Raw genomic sequence first — 21,393 nt, forward strand, 5'->3', positions numbered from 1 at the left:
CATATGGTGTACAAGACCATGGGACTTGGGGGAATGAGCATGTTGGAGGCGTCTGTCCAATCGGGACAGCTTGCGGCGATTCTGCTGATGGCGGTTGCACTCGGGCTAGACGCATTTTCGCTTGGAATCGGAGTCGGGATGAGAAGCGGCATGCGCCTTGGCTATATGCTGGGCATTAGTTTCATGATTGCGCTGTTTCATATGTTAATGCCCCTGCTGGGTTTATTTGCCGGCCATTATGTAGGAATATTATTGGGCCACGTTACAGGGCTTGCAGCCGGTGGGCTGCTGCTCCTGCTGGGTGGACATATGATTTATAATGCCTTGCGTGGCGGAGAAGGCCAGCGAATTCATCCAACCGCCTTTTTGGCCATGCTGCTGTTTTCCCTCAGCGTCAGCATCGATTCGTTCTCGGTGGGGGTTTCGCTTGGCATGTTCGTGGATGATGTTTGGTTGATTGTGGTCTCTTTCGGTATCGTGGGCGGCTTGATGTCGATTCTCGGCTTGCTGCTGGGTCGCCAGGTAAGCGATAAGCTGGGGGAGTATGGCGAGATGCTCGGAGGACTCATTTTGGTCATCTTCGGCATCATGTTTATCATTTAACGCAATATTTGATACAATATCCCCAAAGAACCTACTAACAGGAGGAACGGGACTGTGAAAAATATACTGTTTGTTTGCACGGGAAATACTTGCCGCAGTCCAATGGCTGAAGGGATGCTGCGCAAGCTGTCCAAGCAGCGAGGAACTCCGCTGGAGATTCGTTCGGCAGGTGTATCGGCCGTGGATGGAATGCCGGTGTCCCATCACGCGGAATCGATACTTCGTGATCAGGATATCCAGGACCGCTTGGTGTCCAAACCTCTGACGGCGCAACTGGTAGCGTGGGCAGATCTGATTCTTACGTTGACCCAGTCGCATAAGCAGTATGCCATTCGTCAGTTTCCGCATGCGGCAGACAAGATGCACACGCTGAAGGAATTCGTTGAGGATGACCGCAGGGTGCTCGAAGATCTGCAGGAGCAGGATAGCCTGTATGCAACGCTGGAGCTGGCCCGATCTCTCGGAAGGGATGTAAGTGACAGCGATCGGGAACGCCTGATTGAGCTGCGTCAGCGCATTCCGAGCTTTGATATTTCCGATCCGTTCGGCGGTTCGCGGGAAGAATACGAAGCGACAGCGGCCGAGATTCGGACGGCGTTATTCCGATTGCTGGACAAGCTGGAGTCCGAGCGGCATAAATAGGGCGACCCCTTTTGTGTTTAGAAGCGAGCGTATAATTGGGCTAAAAAGCCGCTTGCCTTTCACCCCGTATTGATTTAAGATGAAGGTGAAAAACAAAGGATCCGGTGTAACTGGCGACGAAGTGGATGAAACCACGATGGAGCATCGGAATATACGGCCGGTCGCCTGGGCAAAGAGCATTTGGAGCACAACACGTGCGCCGACTGCTCTTTTTTCGTCTTTTGCGCGGAATTTGAGTTATAATGGAACAAGCTAAAACGCAAAAGCGAACATACGAGGGGGTTTTTCATAGATGAAAATCGCATTGGGTACGGATCATGCCGGCATTCGTCTGAAAGAGGAGATCGTGGAGGTCATTCGGGGTCTGGGACATGAGGTGGAGGATCTTGGCTGCGGCTGCTCCGATTCTGTGGATTATCCCGATTATGCGCTTCCGGTGTGCGAGAAGGTGGTCTCGGGTGAAGCGGATCGCGGGATTCTGATCTGTGGTACAGGGATTGGCATGAGTATCGCGGCCAACAAGGTGCCCGGTATCCGCTGCGCGCTGACCCATGATGTGTTCTCGGCAAAAGCGACGCGCGAACATAATGACAGCAATGTGATTGCACTGGGTGAACGCGTAGTCGGTCCCGGACTTGCAGCAGAGATCGTAAGCGCATGGCTGACAACGGATTTCAGCCAAGGCGAACGCCATGTCGGCCGAGTGAACAAGATCAAAGCCATCGAGGAGCGTTACCTGAAGAACGGATTGCGATAGTTCGTGTCGATCAGTATGTTATTCATCGCGGCTTATCGTGATGAGGGAATGAAGTGCTTCTGTGAAAAAAACATCGGGAGGACTGTGACATGACGGACATCTCTAAGATTTCCTTGAATGAACAGACAGCGGGCATTGTCCGCGAACTGGCCGAAGCGGCTGTTTTGGGCCCGGGTAAAGTTCTGGTCATCGGGGCCAGCACCAGCGAAGTGGTCGGCCGCCGGATCGGTACAGGCGGCGCGCTTGAGACTGCGCAGCAGCTTCTCCAAGGCATCGCCGAAGTTCAAGCGGAGTTCGGTTTTGCTGTGGCTTATCAATGCTGTGAGCATTTGAACCGTGCACTTGTCATGGAGCGCGATCTGCTTGAGCGGCTGCGCTTGACGGAAGTGGCGGCTGTTCCCATACTGGGAGCAGGCGGATCTATGGCTTCGGCGGCCTATCGCAGCATGAAGGAGCCTTGCCTTGCGGAATCCATTGAAGCTCATGCAGGAGTCGATATTGGCGAGACGCTGATCGGCATGCATTTGCGGCGAGTGGCGGTACCTTTCCGGCCAAGCGTGCGTTATGTTGGTGAGGCTCGCGTTACGGCTGCCTATACCCGGCCGAAGCTGATTGGCGGGGAGCGTGCGGTGTACCGGTTCGAGCAGAAGGATGATGGGGCGCAGTGCGATTGATTCGAATGAAAGCTCGCTTTTTTGTTATTTGTTATATCTTTAGTTTTAATTTGGCAACCAAAATAACGATGGATTATGGGAGGATATGAACATGATGGAACATTTGCGGAAGAATGACCCGGCTGTACTGGAAGCAATGGATTTGGAACTGAAGCGTCAACGCAGCAATATTGAGCTGATCGCCTCGGAGAATATTGTCAGCGAAGCGGTTATGGAAGCAATGGGGACCGTGCTGACGAATAAATATGCGGAAGGCTACCCTGGCAAACGCTACTACGGTGGTTGTGAGCGTGTGGATATCGTGGAGGATATCGCCCGTGACCGTGCCAAGGAATTGTTCGGTGCCGAGCATGTGAACGTGCAGCCGCATTCCGGTGCACAAGCGAACATGGCGGTGTATTTGGCTGCGCTCAAGCCTGGAGATACCGTTCTTGGCATGAACCTCGCTCATGGCGGCCATTTGACTCACGGAAGTCCTGTTAACGCTTCGGGCCTTCTGTACAACTTCGTTGCTTACGGCGTGCAAGAAGATACGTTCCTGATCGATTACGATGAAGTTCGCAAAGCGGCCTTCAAGCATCGTCCTCGCATGATCGTGGCCGGAGCAAGTGCCTACCCACGTATCATTGATTTTGAAAAACTTGCGGCCATCGCGAACGACGTTGGTGCGTTATTCATGGTCGATATGGCTCATATTGCAGGTCTTGTTGCGGCGGGTCTTCATCCGAGTCCGGTTCCACATGCTCATTTTGTTACCACCACAACGCATAAGACGCTTCGCGGGCCTCGCGGCGGTATGATTCTGTGCAAAAAAGCTTGGGCACAAGCGATCGATAAAGCGGTATTCCCGGGTTCCCAGGGCGGACCGCTGATGCATGTCATTGCTTCCAAGGCTGTGGCCCTTGGTGAAGCATTGGATCCGTCCTTCAAGACCTATGCGGAGCATGTGGTGAAGAACGCAAAAGTTCTGGCCGATACCCTGATCGAGGAAGGGCTGAACATCGTTTCCGGCGGAACCGATAACCATCTGATGCTGATTGATACCCGCAATCTGGATATCACAGGCAAGGACGCGGAGAAGGTGCTGGATTCCATCGGCATCACCGTGAACAAGAACGCCATCCCGTTCGATCCGACGAGTCCGTTTGTAACGAGCGGTATTCGCATCGGTACGCCTGCGGTAACTTCCCGCGGCATGGATGAGAAGGCGATGGTTACCATCGCGAAGGTTATTGCCATGACATTGAAGCAGCCTAAAGACGAGGCGACCCTTGAACAAGCAGGCCGTATGGTGGCTGAACTTACAGATCAATACCCTCTCTATGCCGAAATGAAATATTAATCACAGTTTAGTCCGTTCCAGAGGCTTATGATAAGAGGACCCCGCCTGATGCAGGTGGGGTCCTTTTCAGAGCTATAAACATTCTGGCCAGATTGCTTTGCTCATATTTTTCCAGTCAGCGACTGCGGATAGCATCAATATAGGCGAAAATGGAAAACCTAGGTCTAGCCGGTGGCGGTCCCGTCACAAGGTCGAAACAAGCGGGAAATAAACATGACCGGTGCAGGTGTCAATTGACTAGAGGGAATGATATAATAGACAGGATTTATGGAGCTCACAACGATTTATGCCCATATTGAAATAACATTTGCATTCAAACCGGAGGGACCTGACATGGGAAAATTGGTGATTTGTGATCACCCGTTGATTCAACACAAACTTACATTTATCCGCGATATGCGGACTAACACCAAAGATTTTCGCGAATTGGTAGACGAAGTCGCGACTTTGATGGCTTATGAGATTACACGGGAGGTTCCTCTTGAGTCGATATCCGTGCAGACGCCGGTAGCGGAAACGCAGGGGAAAGTCATTTCCGGCAGAATGCTCGGTCTGGTGCCGATTCTGCGCGCTGGCCTGGGTATGCTGGACGGGGTTGTAAAACTGCTCCCCGCAGCAAAGGTAGGCCATGTCGGATTGTTCCGTGACCCGGAAACGCTCCAGCCTGTCGAATATTACACGAAACTTCCAACAGACGTTACGGAGCGCGAATTAATCGTGATTGATCCGATGCTGGCGACTGGCGGCTCTGCGATCGCTGCGATCGACGTGCTGAAGAAGCGCGGCTGCACGCAGATCAAGATGATGAATCTTGTGGCTGCACCGGAAGGCGTGAAGGCCGTCCATGATGCTCATCCGGACGTGGACATCTACGTCGCTGCTCTTGACGAGGGGCTGAATGACCATGGTTATATCGTACCGGGCCTTGGCGATGCAGGGGATCGCTTGTACGGAACGAAATAGGAGACAAGCCTGAGCCATTTGTGCAACTTGAATAATGAGAATAACAAGCATGAAAAAGAGGGGTATTTTCAATCATGTCAAAAGTGAAAGTGATGACTATTTTTGGGGTCCGCCCCGAAGCGATCAAGATGGCGCCGCTTATTCTGGAGCTTCAGCGTCACCCTGAGCATATAGAATCGGTGGTTTGTGTAACTGCACAGCACCGTCAAATGCTCGATCAGGTGCTCGATGTGTTCAAGATTGTCCCGGATTATGATTTGGATGTGATGAAGGACCGCCAGACGTTGAACGAAATCACAGTTCGCGTTCTGGAGGGGCTAGAGCCTGTCCTGCGTGAGGCCAAGCCGGATATCGTGCTGGTGCATGGTGACACGCTGACAACGTTCCTGGCTAGCTATGCCGCTTTCCTGCAGCAGATACAGGTAGGCCACGTAGAGGCAGGTTTACGAACCTGGAACAAGCTGAATCCTTATCCGGAGGAGATGAACCGTCAGTTGACCGGCGTGCTTGCTGATCTTCACTTTGCGCCGACGAACTGGTCCGCCGAGAATCTCCGCAAGGAGAACAAGCCGGAATCCCGCATTTATGTTACGGGTAATACGGCTACGGACGTGTTCCAGTACACGGTGCGTGAAGGTTATACCCATCCGGTTCTGGACTGGGCGAAGGGCAAACGCTTGATCCTGATGACGGCGCATCGCCGCGAATCCCAAGGGGAGCCGCATCGCCAGATTTTTGAGGCAGTCAAGCGCATAGCCGACGAATTCGAGGATATCGCTATCGTCTATCCTGTGCATCCGAGCCCTGCCGTGAAGGAACCGGCTCACCGTATTTTGGGGAATCATCCGCGGATTAAGCTGATTGACCCGCTGGATGTCGTGGACATGAACAATATGTATACTCATACGCATCTCATCATTACGGATTCCGGCGGCATGCAGGAGGAAGCTCCGTCATTCGGCGTGCCGACGCTGGTGCTTCGGGATACAACGGAACGCCCGGAAGGCATTGAAGCGGGAACTTTGGAGCTGGTGGGTACCCAAGAAGAGAATGTGTACGATCGGATCAAGGTTCTTCTGACGGATCAGGAACTGTATGAGAAGATGAGCAAAGCCGCTAATCCGTATGGCGATGGACAAGCTTCGCAGCGGATTGTCAATGCGATTTTGCACCATTTCGGCATCCGAAAAAACCGTCCCGAAGAATTTCACAGAATGTTCACAAAGGCATAGTTTAGTGTATTCTGATTGGCAAGGGTACAGCATACAGTTGAACTGTACGGTTACCGCGGCGTTTTGGGTAATTTAGACTGCTCAAAACGCCGTTTCTACACGGTAATTCAATAAAATCGATTCATTGACAAACTCTTGCAATATTCAGTAAAATGAGTTGGGATTAGAGGTTCATATGAAAAATCCGAAAAGTCAAGATAACCCTTGGTTGATAGCGCTATACATTAGCGGGGCGGGCGGTTTGCTTGCCGCTTACATTCTCATCGGTTTTTTTACCGGGCGCTGGCTTATGAATCAGTGGGACGGGCCCAGAGTGTGGCTTGCCATTGGTACGCTTTCGGGGCTCTTTCTAGGGATTTTGAATATCGCTCTACTCATTAAGAAATTTCTGGGGGCGCAAAGTGAATGATTTGACAACATCCATTGTGAACGGTGTAACCAGAGTATCTATACTCTTATTATCTGTTCTATTTATGGGGTGGGCATTTTATCCGGATTATCGACCTGAGGTATCAGGACTGATACTGGGTATGGTTGGTGGCTTGTTCAACGTACGCTTCCTTTCCATTAAAGTGAGGCAGCTTGCCGATTTGGCGGTCAGTCAAGAGAGCAGACGGTTCAGCTTTGGATATGTCACGAGACTTTGCATCGCGTTCTTGATTGTAATGATGGCGGCCAAGCTTGAACAAGTGTCGCTCGGAGCGACCATCGTCGGTCTGTTCATTCCCCAATTGTTGACCATTCCAGTCAGCATTATTGTTAGCTTGAAATCTAAGAATTGATTAGCGCTAATTGGAAAGGGGTGAAAACAATTTCATGCATGATTCACCGATTATTGATTTAGGTGGGTTTCGACTTGACCTATCAGCCGTCATTATGCTGCTTGTCACGGGGATTATTGTCTTTGTACTGGCACGCTTGGCCGTTCGAAATCTATCTGTAGAAAACCCTTCCAAATTGCAAAACTTCATGGAGTGGGTCGTAGAATTTGTGCAAGGTATCGTAGCAAGTGCTATGGATTTTAAGAAAGGAAAGCCTTATATCTCATTAGGGTTGACTTTGATAACATTCATCTTTGTAGCTAACGTGCTCGGATTGCCGTTTGCTATCATCACAGATTTGCCTGCTGACTTTACAGTGTTCGGGCAAACGATTGAAGCAACGAGAGGTCTTCATGATGGCCATATGGCTCATGTTCTCTGGTGGAAATCACCGACGGCGGACATATCCGTTACTGCAGGTTTGGCGATCGTTGTATTCTTCCTTATGAATTATCTCGGTCTGAAGCTGAACCGCAAGCATTACCTAAAACACTATATTGAGCCGTTCCCGGTGTTTTTACCACTGAACATCATTGAGAACTTGGCGAAGCCGGTCGCACTGGCGATTCGTTTGTTTGCCAACATCTTTGCAGGTGAGGTACTGATTACGGTAATCCTGAAAATGGGTTACTACGGTATTCCATTCCTGGCTGTATGGCAAGGATTCAGTATTTTTATTGGTGCATTGCAGGCGTTCATCTTTACTATATTGACTATGGTTTACATCGCACAAACAACGATTCACGAAGAAGACGCACATTAATAAACTCGGCCGAAACGTGCCGACATTTCGGCAATTTCGAAAGAGATATATTATATTAACCAAAAATTGAACCAATCTTAAGGAGGATATTTATCAATGGAATTTTTAGCAGCAGCTATTGCAGTAGGTTTGGGTGCACTTGGCGCAGGTTTGGGTAACGGTATGATCGTAAGTAGAACAGTAGAATCTATCGCTCGTCAACCGGAAGCTCGCGGTCCGCTCCAAACGACGATGTTTATCGGTGTTGGTATCGTCGAGGTAGTTCCACTCGCTGCTACCGTTATTGCTTTCTTGATCATGTTTTCTTAATAAGAATACTACGGTTTGGCGGGGAGGGCCGATGCCATCCGCGCCTTCGTTTTGTTAAGAACTGCACTTCGCATTAACGGAAAGGAGTGACTTCATTCAATGGTTGTACTTTGGGAGAATATTGTAATTTCAATTCTTGCATTTGGCGTTCTGTATGTGTTGCTTCATAAATTTGCTTTCGGCAAATTGTTTGCAATCATGGAGCAGCGTCGAGAATTGGTTATTAATCAAATAGACGAGGCTTCTAAGACTCGTGAACAGGCACATGTCTATGTTGAGGAGCAAAAACAGGCGCTGAATCAGGCACGACAAGAGGCACATGATATCATCGAGCGTTCAAGACAGACCAGCAACAAGCAAGCTGAGCAAATTGTTGAGCTCGCCAAGGAGGAAGCGGATCGCATCAAAGTTGATGCTCTGCGCGACATCGAAAGCGAGAAGAACAAAGCCGTTGCCGAGCTTCGCAGCGAATTGGGAAGCGTATCTGTAAGGATTGCATCCAAGCTGATTGAGCGGGAAGTAAACAATGACAAAGCCCAAGAAGAACTGGTGGATCAATACCTTAAAGAGGTAGGAGGCAGACCATGAGCCAAAATACAGTAGCAGCCAAGCGATATGCGCGGGCGCTGTTCGAAGTGGCGGCTCAGCAGCAGAAGGGTCTGGAAGTGGAAGAGGAGTTGCGGGCTGTCGTATCTGCCATTGAAGGCGATTCCGACATTCAGAAATTCATCTCCACACCGAATATTCCCCAGTCCGTGAAGATGAACGTAATCAGCCAGGCGCTGGCAGGGAAAGTATCGCAGCCTGTATTGAACACGATTGAATTGCTTCTTGACAGAGGGCGTACAGAAATGTTCGCCGAACTGCTGAACAGTTATGTGAAGATACAAGGTGCGAGCTTAGGAATGGCGGACGCCACAGTATTCTCTACCTACCCGCTTAGCGATCAGGAAAAAGAACAGGTGGCTTCGGAATTCGGACAGTTAGCGAATCAGAATATCCGGGTTACCAATGTGGTGGACGAGAGCTTGCTCGGAGGCCTGAAAGTAGTCATTGGCGACAAGCTGTATGACGGAACTCTTGCCGGGAAGCTGGAACGTCTTGAAAAGTCTTTTAATAGACGAGCATAGTAGATAGGGGTGAAAACGTTGAGTATCAGACCTGAAGAAATTAGTACTTTAATCAAAAGTCAAATTGAAGAATATAAATCCGATATCACTGTCTCTGAAGTAGGTACGGTTATTCAAGTAAGTGATGGTATTGCTCGCGTGTACGGCTTGGAGAACGCGATGTCCGGGGAACTTCTGGAGTTCCAGAACGGCGTGTTCGGTCTGGCGCTGAACCTTGAAGAGAGCAATGTCGGTGTCGTTATCCTGGGACCTTACTCCGAAATCAAGGAGGGCGATCAGGTAAAACGTACAGGACGGATCATGGAGGTTCCTGTTGGTGAAGCTCTGCTTGGACGTGTTGTTAATCCATTGGGTCAACCGCTTGACGGTAAAGGGCCAATCGAGGCAGCAGCATTCCGTCCGGTTGAGAGCAGCGCACCAGGCGTTATCGACCGTAAATCTGTTCATGAGCCGATGCAAACCGGTATTAAAGCAATCGACGCGATGGTGCCTATCGGCCGTGGACAGCGCGAGCTGATCATCGGTGACCGCCAAACAGGTAAAACCACCGTTGCGATCGATACGATCCTGAACCAAAAAGGCAGCGGCGTTAAATGTATTTATGTAGCTATCGGACAAAAGCAATCCACTGTAGCACAGGTTGTTGAAACTCTTCGCCGTCATGGTGCGCTGGAGTACACGATTGTTGTTACGGCTTCGGCTTCTGAGCCGGCTCCACTGCAGTACATCGCTCCATACGCAGGCTGCGCAATGGGTGAGTACTTCATGTACAAGGGCGAACATGCACTTATCATCTATGATGACTTGTCCAAACAAGCGGCAGCTTACCGTGAGTTGTCCTTGCTCCTCCGTCGTCCTCCGGGCCGGGAAGCTTATCCGGGTGACGTATTCTACCTGCATTCCCGCTTGCTGGAACGTGCAGCGAAGCTCAGCGATGAGCTTGGCGGTGGTTCATTAACCGCACTGCCATTTATTGAAACACAGGCTTCTGACGTATCTGCTTACATTCCAACCAACGTAATCTCGATTACGGATGGACAGATCTTCCTGGAGTCCGAGTTGTTCTACTCCGGTCAGCGTCCAGCGATTAACGTCGGTATTTCGGTATCTCGTGTCGGTGGTTCCGCGCAGATCAAAGCGATGAAAAAGGTTGCAGGCGGCATGAAGCTGGATCTTGCGCAATATCGTGAGCTCCAGGCTTTCTCCCAGTTTGGATCCGATTTGGATAAATCAACCTTGGCTCGCTTGAATCGTGGTGCAAGATTGATGGAAATCCTGAAGCAGGGTGTGAACCAGCCGTTGTCCGTTGAACAACAGGTGGTTAGCTTGTACGCAGCTGTTAAAGGATATATTGATGATATCGAGGTTGCAGACGTGCGTCGTTTCGAGAGCGAATTCCTCGCGTTTATTGGTAGCAATAAGCCGGAAATTCTTCAATCTATTACGGATACGAAGGATCTGACGTCCGATAACGAGAATGCATTGAAAGCAGCTATTGATCAATTTAAGAAGGGCTTTGCCACTTCGGTTTAAGTTCCTTAAGGCAAGTTAATAGGAGGGGAGCCGGGTTATGCCCGGCATCCTCTTTCATCATATGGAATGTAGCTTTGGCTGTGACCAAAGTGATTTTTACAAAAGGTGTGGCTTTGGTCCTAGCCAAAGCTTGGTCTACGCGTACGGAGTAACTTTGGCTGTACCCGAAGTTATGCGTTGCTTACGAAGTCAGCTTTGGCTTCGCCAAAGCTAGGCTTATGCTTACGAAGTAACTTTGGCTTTGCCAAAGTTTAAGGTGGTGAAAACATGGCAAGAGGATTACGTGATATTAAGCGGCAGATCAAGAGTGTTCAGAACACCAGGCAGATCACCAAGGCGATGGAAATGGTTGCGGCTGCCAAGCTGAGAAGAGCTCAAGAGAAGGCAACCTCTGCGCTTCCATATTCTGAGAAGCTAAAAGAGGTGGTCGGCAGCATCGCTGCTGGAACCAATGGAATCAGCCATCCTATGCTGGAGAAGCGTGAAGTGAAGAAAACCGGCTATCTGGTTATCACTTCGGACCGTGGTCTTGCGGGTGCATCAAACTCCAACATTTTGCGTAAAGTATCGAATTTTATCGCAGAACGCCATCAGTCCAAGGACGAGTATTGCCTGTTTGTAATCGGACGCAAAGGGCGGGATTATTTCCGCCGTCGTGGACTTCCGGTTGTTGAGGAGCTCACCGATCTATCCGACAGTCCGACCTATGCAGATATTAAGACCATCGCTAACGCGGCGGTTCATCAATATGAGCTGGGTCAGATTGATGAGTTATACGTGTGTTATAACCAATTCGTGAATGCCTTGACTCAGATCCAAGAGGTTTCCAAGCTGCTGCCGATGGAGAACATTGGTGGTGGGAACGTGACGCAATATGAGTATGAGCCGTCTGCTGAGGGCGTGCTTGAGGTTCTTCTTCCGAAATATGCAGAAACGTTGATTTTCAGTGCGATGCTGAATGCCAAGGCCAGTGAGCTTGGTGCGAAAATGACGGCTATGGGAGCAGCAACGAAGAATGCGAGCAAGATGATCAATGAGCTCAACCTCACATACAACCGTGTTCGTCAGGCTGCCATAACGCAGGAAATTTCCGAGATTGTGGGCGGAGCTAACGCTCAGCAATAATGCACGATGGAATTCTTAACTTAGTATTTAACGGATATGCGGCAATGTCATGAGCCGCTTTTACGATCATCGTTCACCGCTAGAGGTGAGCGGGTAGGAGGGAAAACGAATCAATGAAAAAAGGACGCGTTGTCAGCATTACAGGTGCTGTAGTTGACATTGAATTTGAACGCGGTCATCTTCCCGAGATTTTTAATGCTGTCAAGATTGAAGCAACGCTGGAAGGCGGCCGCTCGGTTGATTTGACTTTGGAAGTATCCAATCATTTGGGTGATAATCTGGTTCGTTGTATCGCGATGTCATCCACTGACGGTCTCATTCGCGGTATCGAAGCTGTGGATTTGGGTAGACCGATCACGGTTCCTGTAGGTTCCGCTACACTTGGCCGCGTATTTAATGTATTGGGTGAGCCGATCGATAATGCAGGTGACGTTGTATCCGAAATTAATAACCCGATCCACCGTGAAGCTCCTCCATACGATGAGCTTTCCACGCAAGCAGAAATGCTTGAAACGGGTATCAAAGTAATCGACTTGCTTGCTCCATACCAAAAAGGCGGAAAAATCGGTCTCTTTGGTGGTGCGGGCGTAGGTAAAACCGTTGCGATCCAGGAATTGATCAACAATATCGCACAAGAGCACGGCGGTATCTCCGTATTCGCAGGCGTAGGTGAGCGTACTCGTGAGGGTAATGACCTTTACCACGAGATGAGCGATTCCGGCGTTATTAATAAAACCGCGATGGTATTCGGTCAAATGAACGAGCCTCCGGGTGCCCGTCTTCGCGTAGCGTTGACCGGTTTGACAATGGCGGAATATTTCCGTGATCAAGAAGGTAAAGACGTGCTTCTCTTTATCGACAACATCTTCCGCTTTACTCAAGCGGGTTCCGAAGTATCTGCCCTTCTGGGCCGCATGCCTTCCGCGGTAGGTTACCAGCCAACGCTGGCATCCGAAATGGGACGTCTGCAAGAGCGGATTACCTCTACGAAAAAAGGTTCTGTAACATCCATCCAGGCTATCTATGTACCGGCGGATGACTATACGGATCCAGCTCCGGCTACAACGTTTGCTCACTTGGATGCAACGACCAACCTGGAGCGTAAAATTTCCGAGATGGGTATCTATCCTGCGGTAGATCCACTTGCATCAAGCTCCCGGATTTTGGCTCCTGAAATTGTGGGTGAAGAGCATTACAATGTTGCTCAAGGCGTTAAGAAAATTCTTGCTCGTTACAACGAGCTTCAAGATATCATCGCAATCCTTGGTATGGACGAGTTGAGTGAGGAAGATAAAGCAATTGTTGGACGTGCTCGTCGTGTTCAACGTTTCTTGTCCCAAGCTTTCCACGTTGCCGAGCAGTTCAACGGCATTCCGGGTAAATACGTACCGGTTAAAGAAACCGTACGCAGCTTTAAAGAGATCCTGGAAGGCAAGCACGACCACCTTCCGGAAGCGGCTTTCCTGTTCGTAGGTACGATTGAAGAGGCAGTTGAAAAAGCAAAAACATTGTAAGCTGACGCTCCGTGATCAGCAGACCGAGACAGTGCCCAGAACGGGACTGTGAGGTCTGCTGCGCGAGTTTTCTGCGGAAAACGGTGAGGAGGGATGGAAGTGAGCACCATTTTGTTGGAAATCGTAACGCCGGACCGCCTGGTCTACTCCGAGCAGGTGAACAGTGTTACGGTGCGTGGGGTCGAGGGAGAACTGGGCATCTTGCCTGGTCATATTTCCTTCGTTACACCGCTTCAGATAGCGCCAGTTTATGTGAAGATCGGCAACGAGAGAACCCCGTTTGCGGTACAAGGCGGTTTCGTCGAAGTCCGTAAAGATAAGATTGTCATCCTGGCGGAAAGCGCAGAGAGAGCGGGAGAAATCGATCTGGAGCGTGCGGAAGCCGCGAAGGAAAGAGCGGAAACTCGCCTGAATGCGAAGGGAAGACAGGACGAAGTTGATCATCGTCGCGCGGAATTGGCCCTGCAAAGAGCCATGAACCGGATCAAGATCTCCAATTAATCATAAGGCAGCTCGATGCTATAATAGCAGCGGGCTGTTTTTTTATTCCTGAGAAGCATCCAATGAAATGAAGAATAACCGGGAATGGGGAGGCAAATCTATGAAACAGGCGTTTATCATACGCTGTTAACTATCGCTTTTAATAGATTCGTTACATATGATGTAGTATTAAAGAGAGAAGGGAGGTCATCCCTATGGCTATACTGCTTCCGGAACAAATCTTCTCCTTGGCTCCCAGTGTCGGAAAATCTTTCTATGAACATCAAGCTGGTGTCGATGCTTCTGTTACGATTAGCAATTTTTCGGACGAACCTATATCTTTGGTCATCACCCGGGTCGGAGCTCCTGCATTAACCTATGTAATAGAAGCCCATGACCGACGAGTGTTTAGCATCGAGTTATTGCAGATGGCCGCACTGTTAACCGGCTCGTCAGCTGCTTACGGAACGATTGTTGTGGCAACGACGGAATAGTGTAAGGGGAGTTGAAGTAGGAGTGAGATAGGTTTATTATGCCTGGACTATATTTTGGAGTCCGGGTATTTTTTTGATATTGGAGTGGTATAAATAGAAGTCTAAGGAAGATTTTATGGGATTAGAGCAAGGAATTGTAATAATTTGGAGAGAAAATGTTGGAAATATTGGCTTCATATAATAGTGTGTAAACGCTCAAATATAGAAGATGTGGACAAGACTTTATTATTTCCGAGGAAATGTGGCTAGAAAGTGCTGGATTCTTAGCCTCCAGCCAAGTATTATAGAAGAGTCGGTCCTGAATAGGGCATGATAAATATATGTAGGGGGAGGTAATATGAACCAGGATTTATCTAATTCCATCAGTGCAGTCGGTGTCAATGGATTACTCTCCATTGTTATTTCACTGATCTGTATCGCACTGGCTTGGTGGGCACTGCAGCAAGTAAAGCTGGATTTGGTTGTCCGCCATCCCAAAGGACCACAGGGTAAGTTGTTGCATTTACTGCTGGCTGTGGTGCTTGGACGATTCGTTGCTGAATTCCTAATTGACTATATTACATGGAGTCAAATGATCCGATATATGTTTTAGCACGGGTATGGCTGTAAGTTCGTACATTACACAAAGGGGTATGCAGCAAGGCGTCTTTTAAAGAAAGCTGTTGCATGATCTGTATGTTTGGCGATATTTTACTCGTCTGTTTTAATTATTGTATGATTGGTTATATCACTGTTAGGTTGCTTGAAATAAGATGTCGAATAAACGCATTTTATTATGTTAACACTGAGATTAAGGACTTGATCGGGCGGACGGTGACTTCCGGACTATAATGTTCACCCGGTAATTGTTATGCATTGACAAGAGCTGGTCGGTCATGGTACCTTTCGTAGGTCCATACTGCGGATAACAGATGTTTCACATAAGGTGGCATTATGGATGTCCGGTTCCTGGTGTAGACACCATATCAGATGTCATAAATAGTTCAAAAATCGCTTGTTTGGCGGAAATCACTAATGTTAAGATGAAAGTTAGGGAATTAGCAACAACTAAAACGAACACAAGCATATCAGGAAAATTATGGACGCGGAGGGAAACCATGATGAGCAAATTTATCGTCCGCGGTGGCAAAAGACTGACCGGAAGCGTCAAAGTCAGCGGAGCAAAAAATTCAGTTCTTCCGATCATCGCTGCCTCTCTACTAGGGGAAGTTGGGGAAAGTGTTATCATTGACGCACCTCCTCTTGACGATGTAATTACAATCAGTAAAGTATTGGAGTCGCTTGGTGCGGGCATTACATATCAAGATGAAGTGATACGTGTGAATGCAGAGCACATAACGACATGTGAAGCGCCTTATGAATGGGTGCGGAAGATGCGAGCGTCTTTTCTGGTCATGGGACCTTTATTGGCACGTTGTGGACGAACCCGGATTTCACTTCCAGGGGGATGTGCTATCGGCACGAGACCTATTGATCAACACCTAAAAGGATTTGAAGCTCTCGGGGCGGAGATTAGCCTCGGACAAGGATATATTGAAGCGAAGAGCAACGGCAGATTGCGTGGAGCGAAGGTCTACTTGGACGTCGCAAGCGTTGGTGCTACCGAGAATATTATGATGGCTGCTACATTGGCTGAAGGGGTTACGGTAATCGAAAATGCGGCAAAAGAGCCGGAAATTGTCGATTTAGCGAATTACCTGAATGCCATGGGTGCCAAAGTTCGCGGTGCGGGCACAGGTGTAATCCGCATTGAGGGCGTGGAGAAGATGCATGGCGTCGAGCATAACGTGATTCCAGACCGGATTGAAGCAGGTACCTTTATGGCGGCTGCAGCGATCACAGGCGGGGATGTTTATGTAGAAGGTGCCATTGCCGATCATCTCGGACCTGTCATTTCCAAGATGGAAGAGATGGGGATTACCATTGAACCGGATGAGAATGGGATTCGCGTTATCGCTGACAAACCTTTGAAGTCGGTTGATGTTAAAACATTGCCATACCCTGGATTCCCAACTGACATGCAATCGCAGATGATGGCGCTTTTGCTGGTGTCGGAAGGTACAAGTGTGGTTACAGAAACGGTATTCGAGAACCGCTTCATGCATGTGGATGAATTCCAGCTGATGAATGCGGAGATTAAAGTCGAAGGACGTTCTGCCATCGTAACTGGTGGCGCCGAGCTTAAGGGAGCCAAGGTAACTGCAACCGATCTGCGTGCAGGAGCTGCTTTAATATTGGCAGGGCTTGTATCTGAGGGTACGACTGAAGTTGGTGGTGTGCAGCATATTGATCGCGGTTATGTTCATTTAGCGGAAAAGCTGTCTGGACTGGGTGCGGATATCTGGCGCATTTCGACGGAAGATCAGAGTACGGAGAAGGTTTCGAAGAAAGTGGCAAGCGAAACCGAAGACGCGAAACTGTTTAAAGTCCAACCCACTTGGGTATAATACGTACGATTGTTATCCATCTTTACAGGATGGACAGGATAGAATGAATAAGAAGTGGCTTCGCTGTTAATTGCGAAGCCACTTCTTTTGGTATGGGCACACGGTTGACGTGAATTCTCTTATATAAAGATTACAGAACCATGAGAGGGCAGAATCTATTTGCTAACTGGCTTGCAGCCTTCGATGTCTTTTCCTCCTTTCTCTTAGAAGGGTTCTATCAAATGCCGGTATCTCATAAGTATAAGTAGAGCATGACGGAAATGAGAGTAATCCGGCACATACCAGGGGAGAAGGCACAGGAGGGAAAAACAAATGAAAGATTCTAAGGTTCGGGTGAAGGTGGGCATTGCAGGGAAAGAACGAGCAATGGATCCGAAGACCACCCCGGAGGAAGGGGCAACTGGGCAACCCTATCAAGTTCCAGCGGAAGGGTCGGCGGCTCCCGTGTTGAAATGGGAATTTCCCGGAGAACTTGAGAAGACATCCAAATTCGACAAAGCACATAACCATGATTCGATATCGGACAAAAAAGAATCGGAGCCCGGGCCGCGCGGGCACCGCGGCCCGGCGAGAGGGCCGGACGCCTTCGGCCAGTCCGGCCATGGCCCGCGGGCGGCGCATACGCCGCCGCCCGACCGCCCCGCTGGCGCCCCTGCGCATGGCGCCGCGCCAGCCCCCGGCGGGCCAGCGGCCATGCCGCAGGGCCCGCACCCCGCGCCCGAGCCGCAGCGCTATGCGCAGGCGGCTGCGGGCCGCGCACCGCGCGGAGGCCGCACGTTCCGTGTGCGGCCCGCGCGCTGGGGACGCCGCGGCTTTGCCGCCCGGCGTCCGGCCGCCGGGGGGCGGCGGGTGCGGGTGCACCCCGCCATCTGGGCGGTGGCCGTGCTGCTGGCCTTGGCGCTGGCGCTGCCGCTGCTGGTTGTTGCCCCGGGCAACAACACACCGGAGCCGCTGCCGCCGGGGCCCGCCCCGCTGCCTTCCGCCGAGCCGGGGGCGGCGGAAGAGCCCACGGTGTCCGTCTATTTAACCAAGACGGACACCGTGGAGGAACTGCCGCTGGAACAATACCTCGTCGGCGTTCTGGCCGCCGAGATGCCGGCCGAGTTTCAGCTGGAGGCACTCAAGGCCCAGGCCATTGCGGCACGGACCTATATCGTGCAGCGGCTGGCGTCCGGCGACCGCAGCGGCGTGCCGGACGGCCAGGCCCTGGTGACCGACACGGTCAGTCACCAGGCATACATCGCCCATGACGAGTTGACCGAGGAATGGCAGCGGCTGGGGAAGGGAGCCGAGCTGGGGAAGCTCCAGCAGGCGGTAAAGGAAACGGCGGGATTGGTAATGACATACAAGGGCAAGCCGATCACGGCTTCTTTTTTCTCTACCAGCAACGGCTATACCGAAAATTCAGAGGATTATTGGAAGAATGAAATTCCTTATCTGCGCAGTGTGGAAAGTCCATGGGATAAACAAATCTCGCCCAAGTATAAAACGACGGTCACGATGCCGCGCTCGGAATTCGTAGGGAAGCTCGGTCTGGCGGACGGTGCGGTACCGGTATCGGCGGGCGGGGACGGGAACGCCTCTTCTTTTTTGAAAGTACTCTCCTATACGCAGGGGCATCGGATTGAGAGTGTGCGGGTGGGAGGCAAGACATTTACCGGTCGCGAGGTAAGAGAGAAGCTGGGCCTCCGATCAAGTCAGTTCAGCCTGGTGATGAAAAATGGCGAGATAGAGATTACCACCTATGGCAACGGCCATGGCGTTGGCATGAGCCAGTACGGAGCAGAGGGCATGGCCCGCGAGGGATATGAGGCGAAAGAGATTCTGAAGCACTACTATACGAATATTTCTTTTGACAAAACTTCAAATCTTCTCTCTTCAAAAAAATAATAGTGAGATTACGTATAAAAGAGTTGACCCCGGTAACAATGGTTACTGAGGTGATTGCAAATGAATGAACAAAACAAAAATAGTAAACCCCACGAAGAAGCTCCTAAAACTGTGCAAGGAGATTCGACGGTACCGTCATCTTCGTGGAAGAAAGCTTTATCCAAACGGTGGGTGTTCCCGGCAGCATACTTAGCAGCAGCGGCAATTATACTAACCCTCGTGTGGGTCTACCAGGACGCCAGCCAAAAAACGCTGAAGCCACAAGGGGAAGCCAATGTTTCGGAGTCTGTACAGAGTTCGGAGAAACCTGCAACAGAAGGTAAAGACGGAGAAGCAGTAGAAGTAACCGCCAATGCACAATCGATGATCTGGCCGGTAGCCGACGACGTAGCTGTGAGCATTGTCAAACCTTATTTTGACGAAACGAACCCGGAAACGCATCAGGAGGCGATGGTTCAATATAATGACACCTTCACGCCGAACCTGGGAATCGACCTGGCCACTGCAGATGACACGATGTTTGAAGTCAGAGCCGCGCTTACAGGAAAAGTGACTCGCGTTGAGAATCATCCGCTTAACGGAAACGTAGTGGAGATTACCTCCGGTGATACGAAGACGGTTTACCAAAGCTTGAACGAAGTGAAAGTTAAGGAAGGCGCTGAAGTGAAGCAGGGCGATTCCATCGCAACTGCCGGACGCAGTGAGTTTGAGAAGGATCTCGGCAACCACGTGCACTTCGAAGTGTATGAGGGCGGGAAACTGGTCAACCCTGTGAGTGTGCTTCCGCAAAAATAATTTCATTTCTTCGTACAATGCGCCCACCGCGCACTTGAAGAGGGCAGGATCTTGAGATCCTGTCTTTTTTTTGTTTAGGGTTTCGAAGGCAAGTCCAACCCTTGCCGCGCCTTGTATTATGGACGTTTCATACTTGTCCATGACCAGCATGTCCAGAAAATAAATGAGTCCAAGTAAGCTTGTCAGCCCGTGAAACCGCGAATATCCCGTCATGCCCCTCATATAATGTACCAAACTATCCACACAGTAGGGAGGCGGGAGCGTGCACGATTACATCAAGGAGCGGACCATTAAGATCGGACGCTGTATCGTGGAAACGAGGCATACGGTTCGAACCATAGCCAAAGAATTTGGCGTGTCGAAAAGCACGGTGCATAAGGACTTAACCGAACGTCTGCCGGAGATCAACCCGGACCTGGCGGATCAGGTGAAGCACATTCTCGAATATCACAAATCCATCCGCCATCTGAGAGGCGGGGAAGCTACCAAGATCAAGTACAAAAAAACCGGCAGCAATCGTGAACCGGTGGCCACGGCCAAATCCTGATATTTAGGGCTTAGGTCACTAGATTGGCGTTGAATCCCTCCCCTAAAGTATGATATGTTAAAAGCTGGTATAGGATCGAAATATGGGACCTGTTTTGCCGAAGATCATCATGAATTGCTGGATTTTGTCGATTGATGCATTGGCGAAGCGAACAGTGACCCTTACCATAAAATAACACTTTGGGGGCTTTTCATGATGTTGAGCAAGGATATTGGAATCGATCTCGGAACGGCGAACGTGCTCATTCACGTTAAGGGGAAGGGGGTAGTGTTAGACGAACCTTCCGTTGTCACTATTGAGACCGACACCAAGCGAGTCCTTGCCGTCGGTGAGGAAGCACGGCGCATGGTCGGGCGCACTCCCGGCAACATTACGGCGATCCGCCCGCTGAGGGACGGGGTCATCGCCGACTTCGAAATTACAGAAGCGATGCTGAAGTACTTTATTGATCGCGTGGGCGCGCGCAGTTGGCACAGCCGGCCCCGAATCCTCATCTGTGCTCCCACCAACATTACTTCGGTGGAGCAGAAGGCGATCCGGGAAGCGGCTGAGCGCAGCGGCGCAAGAGATGTGTTCCTGGAAGAAGAACCGAAGGCAGCGGCAATTGGCGCAGGGATGGATATTTTCCAGCCAAGCGGTAACATGGTTGTGGACATCGGGGGCGGCACCACGGATGTGGCCGTCCTGTCCATGGGCGATGTGGTCACCGCTTCTTCGATTAAGATGGCAGGGGACAAGTTCGACGAAGCGATTACGAAGTACGTGAAGCATAAATATAAATTGCTGATCGGTGAACGGACGGCAGAGGATCTGAAGGTGGCGATCGGCACGGTTCGTCCTGGGGGTAGACAAGCTGAGATGGATATTCGCGGACGCGATATGGTATCCGGTCTGCCGTTTACCGTAACGGTTTCTTCGGCCGAAGTACAAGAAGCCTTGTGGGACCCGGTTTCATCGATTGTACTCGCGGCGAAATCCGTGTTGGAACGGACACCGCCAGAGCTGTCGGCGGACATCATCGATCGCGGCGTTATTTTAACGGGCGGCGGTGCACTTCTTCATGGATTGGACGAGTTGTTGACGGACGAGCTTCGGGTTCCGGTACTCGTTGCAGAGGATCCGATGCACTGTGTGGTAAAAGGAACGGGAATTATGCTCGATAATTTGGACAAGGTCGTTAAGAAAAAGTTCTAACCTTCCGATATAGATGATAGGAACAACATGAGCATGGAATGAATCGGTATAATCACCACGATGAGATTAGCGATCTGCTTCGAAATACGCCCACGTTGACAACAGCGGAGAGGGCGGAATTGTAATGGAAAAGCGAAG

At 50.3% G+C, this 21,393-nt stretch carries 24 protein-coding genes and 1 riboswitch; all 24 genes read left to right on the top strand.

From position 1 onward, the window contains the following. Nucleotides 1-39 precede the first annotated feature (39 nt). On the top strand, nt 40-603 hold the full coding sequence (locus B9D94_RS30390; RefSeq protein WP_036640001.1) for a manganese efflux pump MntP: 564 nt from the start codon (nt 40-42) through the stop codon (nt 601-603). Between the two features lie 54 nt (nt 604-657). After that, a complete protein-coding gene (locus tag B9D94_RS30395) occupies nt 658-1,245 on the top strand; it encodes a low molecular weight protein arginine phosphatase (protein WP_036639999.1) in 588 nt (195 codons plus the stop codon). 96 nt (nt 1,246-1,341) lie between these two features. Further along, nucleotides 1,342-1,423: riboswitch (ZMP/ZTP riboswitch) on the top strand. Nucleotides 1,424-1,537: 114 nt separating this feature from the next. Beyond that, nucleotides 1,538-2,002, top strand: a complete 465-nt coding sequence (rpiB, locus tag B9D94_RS30400; protein WP_006213106.1) for a ribose 5-phosphate isomerase B — start codon at nt 1,538-1,540, stop codon at nt 2,000-2,002. A gap of 89 nt (nt 2,003-2,091) precedes the next feature. Next, nucleotides 2,092-2,676 (top strand): TIGR01440 family protein, encoded by a 585-nt coding sequence (locus tag B9D94_RS30405; RefSeq protein ID WP_148248661.1) that lies wholly within the window; start codon nt 2,092-2,094, stop codon nt 2,674-2,676. A gap of 91 nt (nt 2,677-2,767) precedes the next feature. Further along, complete coding sequence (glyA, locus tag B9D94_RS30410) at nt 2,768-4,018, top strand: serine hydroxymethyltransferase (RefSeq protein ID WP_006213104.1); 1,251 nt, start codon at nt 2,768-2,770, stop codon at nt 4,016-4,018. A 333-nt stretch (nt 4,019-4,351) separates the two neighbouring features. Next, entirely contained in the window at nt 4,352-4,981 is a 630-nt protein-coding gene (gene upp / locus B9D94_RS30415; protein WP_006213103.1) for a uracil phosphoribosyltransferase, read from the top strand. 74 nt (nt 4,982-5,055) lie between these two features. Continuing rightward, on the top strand, nt 5,056-6,213 hold the full coding sequence (wecB, locus tag B9D94_RS30420; protein WP_006213102.1) for a non-hydrolyzing UDP-N-acetylglucosamine 2-epimerase: 1,158 nt from the start codon (nt 5,056-5,058) through the stop codon (nt 6,211-6,213). Between the two features lie 175 nt (nt 6,214-6,388). Then, the gene (locus B9D94_RS30425; RefSeq protein ID WP_006213101.1) at nt 6,389-6,622 is read left to right on the top strand and encodes an AtpZ/AtpI family protein; all 234 of its coding nucleotides are present in this window, start codon (nt 6,389-6,391) and stop codon (nt 6,620-6,622) included. Next, nucleotides 6,615-6,995: an ATP synthase subunit I gene (locus B9D94_RS30430; RefSeq protein ID WP_006213100.1), complete on the top strand. Its 381-nt coding sequence runs from the start codon at nt 6,615-6,617 to the stop codon at nt 6,993-6,995. Before B9D94_RS30425 ends, B9D94_RS30430 begins: the two co-directional genes overlap by 8 nt. A 34-nt stretch (nt 6,996-7,029) precedes the next feature. After that, on the top strand, nt 7,030-7,797 hold the full coding sequence (atpB, locus tag B9D94_RS30435; protein ID WP_148248662.1) for a F0F1 ATP synthase subunit A: 768 nt from the start codon (nt 7,030-7,032) through the stop codon (nt 7,795-7,797). A 96-nt stretch (nt 7,798-7,893) separates the two neighbouring features. After that, complete coding sequence (gene atpE / locus B9D94_RS30440) at nt 7,894-8,106, top strand: F0F1 ATP synthase subunit C (protein ID WP_006213098.1); 213 nt, start codon at nt 7,894-7,896, stop codon at nt 8,104-8,106. 99 nt (nt 8,107-8,205) lie between these two features. Further along, nucleotides 8,206-8,694, top strand: coding sequence for a F0F1 ATP synthase subunit B (atpF, locus tag B9D94_RS30445; protein ID WP_036639988.1), 489 nt, complete (start codon nt 8,206-8,208; stop codon nt 8,692-8,694). Beyond that, on the top strand, nt 8,691-9,236 hold the full coding sequence (locus B9D94_RS30450) for a F0F1 ATP synthase subunit delta (protein ID WP_063478006.1): 546 nt from the start codon (nt 8,691-8,693) through the stop codon (nt 9,234-9,236). Before atpF ends, B9D94_RS30450 begins: the two co-directional genes overlap by 4 nt. A gap of 18 nt (nt 9,237-9,254) precedes the next feature. Further along, nucleotides 9,255-10,769 carry a F0F1 ATP synthase subunit alpha gene (gene atpA, locus B9D94_RS30455; RefSeq protein WP_006213095.1) on the top strand — a complete coding sequence of 505 codons (1,515 nt, stop codon included), beginning with the start codon at nt 9,255-9,257 and terminating at the stop codon, nt 10,767-10,769. A gap of 267 nt (nt 10,770-11,036) precedes the next feature. Next, the gene (gene atpG / locus B9D94_RS30460; protein ID WP_148248663.1) at nt 11,037-11,894 is read left to right on the top strand and encodes an ATP synthase F1 subunit gamma; all 858 of its coding nucleotides are present in this window, start codon (nt 11,037-11,039) and stop codon (nt 11,892-11,894) included. 113 nt (nt 11,895-12,007) lie between these two features. Then, entirely contained in the window at nt 12,008-13,408 is a 1,401-nt protein-coding gene (atpD, locus tag B9D94_RS30465) for a F0F1 ATP synthase subunit beta (protein WP_006213092.1), read from the top strand. Between the two features lie 99 nt (nt 13,409-13,507). Beyond that, on the top strand, nt 13,508-13,909 hold the full coding sequence (locus tag B9D94_RS30470) for a F0F1 ATP synthase subunit epsilon (protein ID WP_036639978.1): 402 nt from the start codon (nt 13,508-13,510) through the stop codon (nt 13,907-13,909). 194 nt (nt 13,910-14,103) lie between these two features. Next, nucleotides 14,104-14,382 (top strand): hypothetical protein, encoded by a 279-nt coding sequence (locus B9D94_RS30475; RefSeq protein ID WP_006213090.1) that lies wholly within the window; start codon nt 14,104-14,106, stop codon nt 14,380-14,382. A 337-nt stretch (nt 14,383-14,719) separates the two neighbouring features. Then, nucleotides 14,720-14,974: a DUF1146 family protein gene (locus tag B9D94_RS30480; RefSeq protein WP_006213089.1), complete on the top strand. Its 255-nt coding sequence runs from the start codon at nt 14,720-14,722 to the stop codon at nt 14,972-14,974. A gap of 508 nt (nt 14,975-15,482) precedes the next feature. After that, nucleotides 15,483-16,829: a UDP-N-acetylglucosamine 1-carboxyvinyltransferase gene (murA, locus tag B9D94_RS30485; RefSeq protein ID WP_006213088.1), complete on the top strand. Its 1,347-nt coding sequence runs from the start codon at nt 15,483-15,485 to the stop codon at nt 16,827-16,829. A 312-nt stretch (nt 16,830-17,141) separates the two neighbouring features. Continuing rightward, nucleotides 17,142-18,719, top strand: coding sequence for a stage II sporulation protein D (spoIID, locus tag B9D94_RS31720; RefSeq protein ID WP_253806084.1), 1,578 nt, complete (start codon nt 17,142-17,144; stop codon nt 18,717-18,719). Nucleotides 18,720-18,779: 60 nt separating this feature from the next. Next, nucleotides 18,780-19,514 (top strand): M23 family metallopeptidase, encoded by a 735-nt coding sequence (locus tag B9D94_RS30495; protein WP_040681076.1) that lies wholly within the window; start codon nt 18,780-18,782, stop codon nt 19,512-19,514. A gap of 262 nt (nt 19,515-19,776) precedes the next feature. Continuing rightward, entirely contained in the window at nt 19,777-20,061 is a 285-nt protein-coding gene (spoIIID, locus tag B9D94_RS30500; RefSeq protein ID WP_009594246.1) for a sporulation transcriptional regulator SpoIIID, read from the top strand. Nucleotides 20,062-20,256: 195 nt separating this feature from the next. Next, nucleotides 20,257-21,255, top strand: a complete 999-nt coding sequence (locus B9D94_RS30505; RefSeq protein WP_063479709.1) for a rod shape-determining protein — start codon at nt 20,257-20,259, stop codon at nt 21,253-21,255. The last annotated feature ends 138 nt before the right edge of the window (nt 21,256-21,393 follow it).

The sequence above is a fragment of the Paenibacillus sp. Cedars genome, from assembly GCF_003184205.1.
GTDB classification, from domain to species: Bacteria; Bacillota; Bacilli; order Paenibacillales; family Paenibacillaceae; genus Paenibacillus_AQ; species Paenibacillus_AQ glucanolyticus.

What these genes read in the sequence shown, in the direction of transcription:
- B9D94_RS30390 (WP_036640001.1), top strand. Translation starts at nt 40, where the DNA reads ATGTTGGAGGCGTCTGTCCAATCGGGACAGCTTGCGGCGATTCTGCTG.
- rpiB (WP_006213106.1), top strand. Translation starts at nt 1,538, where the DNA reads ATGAAAATCGCATTGGGTACGGATCATGCCGGCATTCGTCTGAAAGAG.
- B9D94_RS30405 (WP_148248661.1), top strand. Translation starts at nt 2,092, where the DNA reads ATGACGGACATCTCTAAGATTTCCTTGAATGAACAGACAGCGGGCATT.
- glyA (WP_006213104.1), top strand. Translation starts at nt 2,768, where the DNA reads ATGATGGAACATTTGCGGAAGAATGACCCGGCTGTACTGGAAGCAATG.
- upp (WP_006213103.1), top strand. Translation starts at nt 4,352, where the DNA reads ATGGGAAAATTGGTGATTTGTGATCACCCGTTGATTCAACACAAACTT.
- wecB (WP_006213102.1), top strand. Translation starts at nt 5,056, where the DNA reads ATGTCAAAAGTGAAAGTGATGACTATTTTTGGGGTCCGCCCCGAAGCG.
- B9D94_RS30425 (WP_006213101.1), top strand. Translation starts at nt 6,389, where the DNA reads ATGAAAAATCCGAAAAGTCAAGATAACCCTTGGTTGATAGCGCTATAC.
- atpB (WP_148248662.1), top strand. Translation starts at nt 7,030, where the DNA reads ATGCATGATTCACCGATTATTGATTTAGGTGGGTTTCGACTTGACCTA.
- atpE (WP_006213098.1), top strand. Translation starts at nt 7,894, where the DNA reads ATGGAATTTTTAGCAGCAGCTATTGCAGTAGGTTTGGGTGCACTTGGC.
- atpF (WP_036639988.1), top strand. Translation starts at nt 8,206, where the DNA reads ATGGTTGTACTTTGGGAGAATATTGTAATTTCAATTCTTGCATTTGGC.
- B9D94_RS30450 (WP_063478006.1), top strand. Translation starts at nt 8,691, where the DNA reads ATGAGCCAAAATACAGTAGCAGCCAAGCGATATGCGCGGGCGCTGTTC.
- atpG (WP_148248663.1), top strand. Translation starts at nt 11,037, where the DNA reads ATGGCAAGAGGATTACGTGATATTAAGCGGCAGATCAAGAGTGTTCAG.
- atpD (WP_006213092.1), top strand. Translation starts at nt 12,008, where the DNA reads ATGAAAAAAGGACGCGTTGTCAGCATTACAGGTGCTGTAGTTGACATT.
- B9D94_RS30475 (WP_006213090.1), top strand. Translation starts at nt 14,104, where the DNA reads ATGGCTATACTGCTTCCGGAACAAATCTTCTCCTTGGCTCCCAGTGTC.
- B9D94_RS30480 (WP_006213089.1), top strand. Translation starts at nt 14,720, where the DNA reads ATGAACCAGGATTTATCTAATTCCATCAGTGCAGTCGGTGTCAATGGA.
- murA (WP_006213088.1), top strand. Translation starts at nt 15,483, where the DNA reads ATGAGCAAATTTATCGTCCGCGGTGGCAAAAGACTGACCGGAAGCGTC.
- spoIID (WP_253806084.1), top strand. Translation starts at nt 17,142, where the DNA reads ATGAAAGATTCTAAGGTTCGGGTGAAGGTGGGCATTGCAGGGAAAGAA.
- B9D94_RS30495 (WP_040681076.1), top strand. Translation starts at nt 18,780, where the DNA reads ATGAATGAACAAAACAAAAATAGTAAACCCCACGAAGAAGCTCCTAAA.
- B9D94_RS30505 (WP_063479709.1), top strand. Translation starts at nt 20,257, where the DNA reads ATGTTGAGCAAGGATATTGGAATCGATCTCGGAACGGCGAACGTGCTC.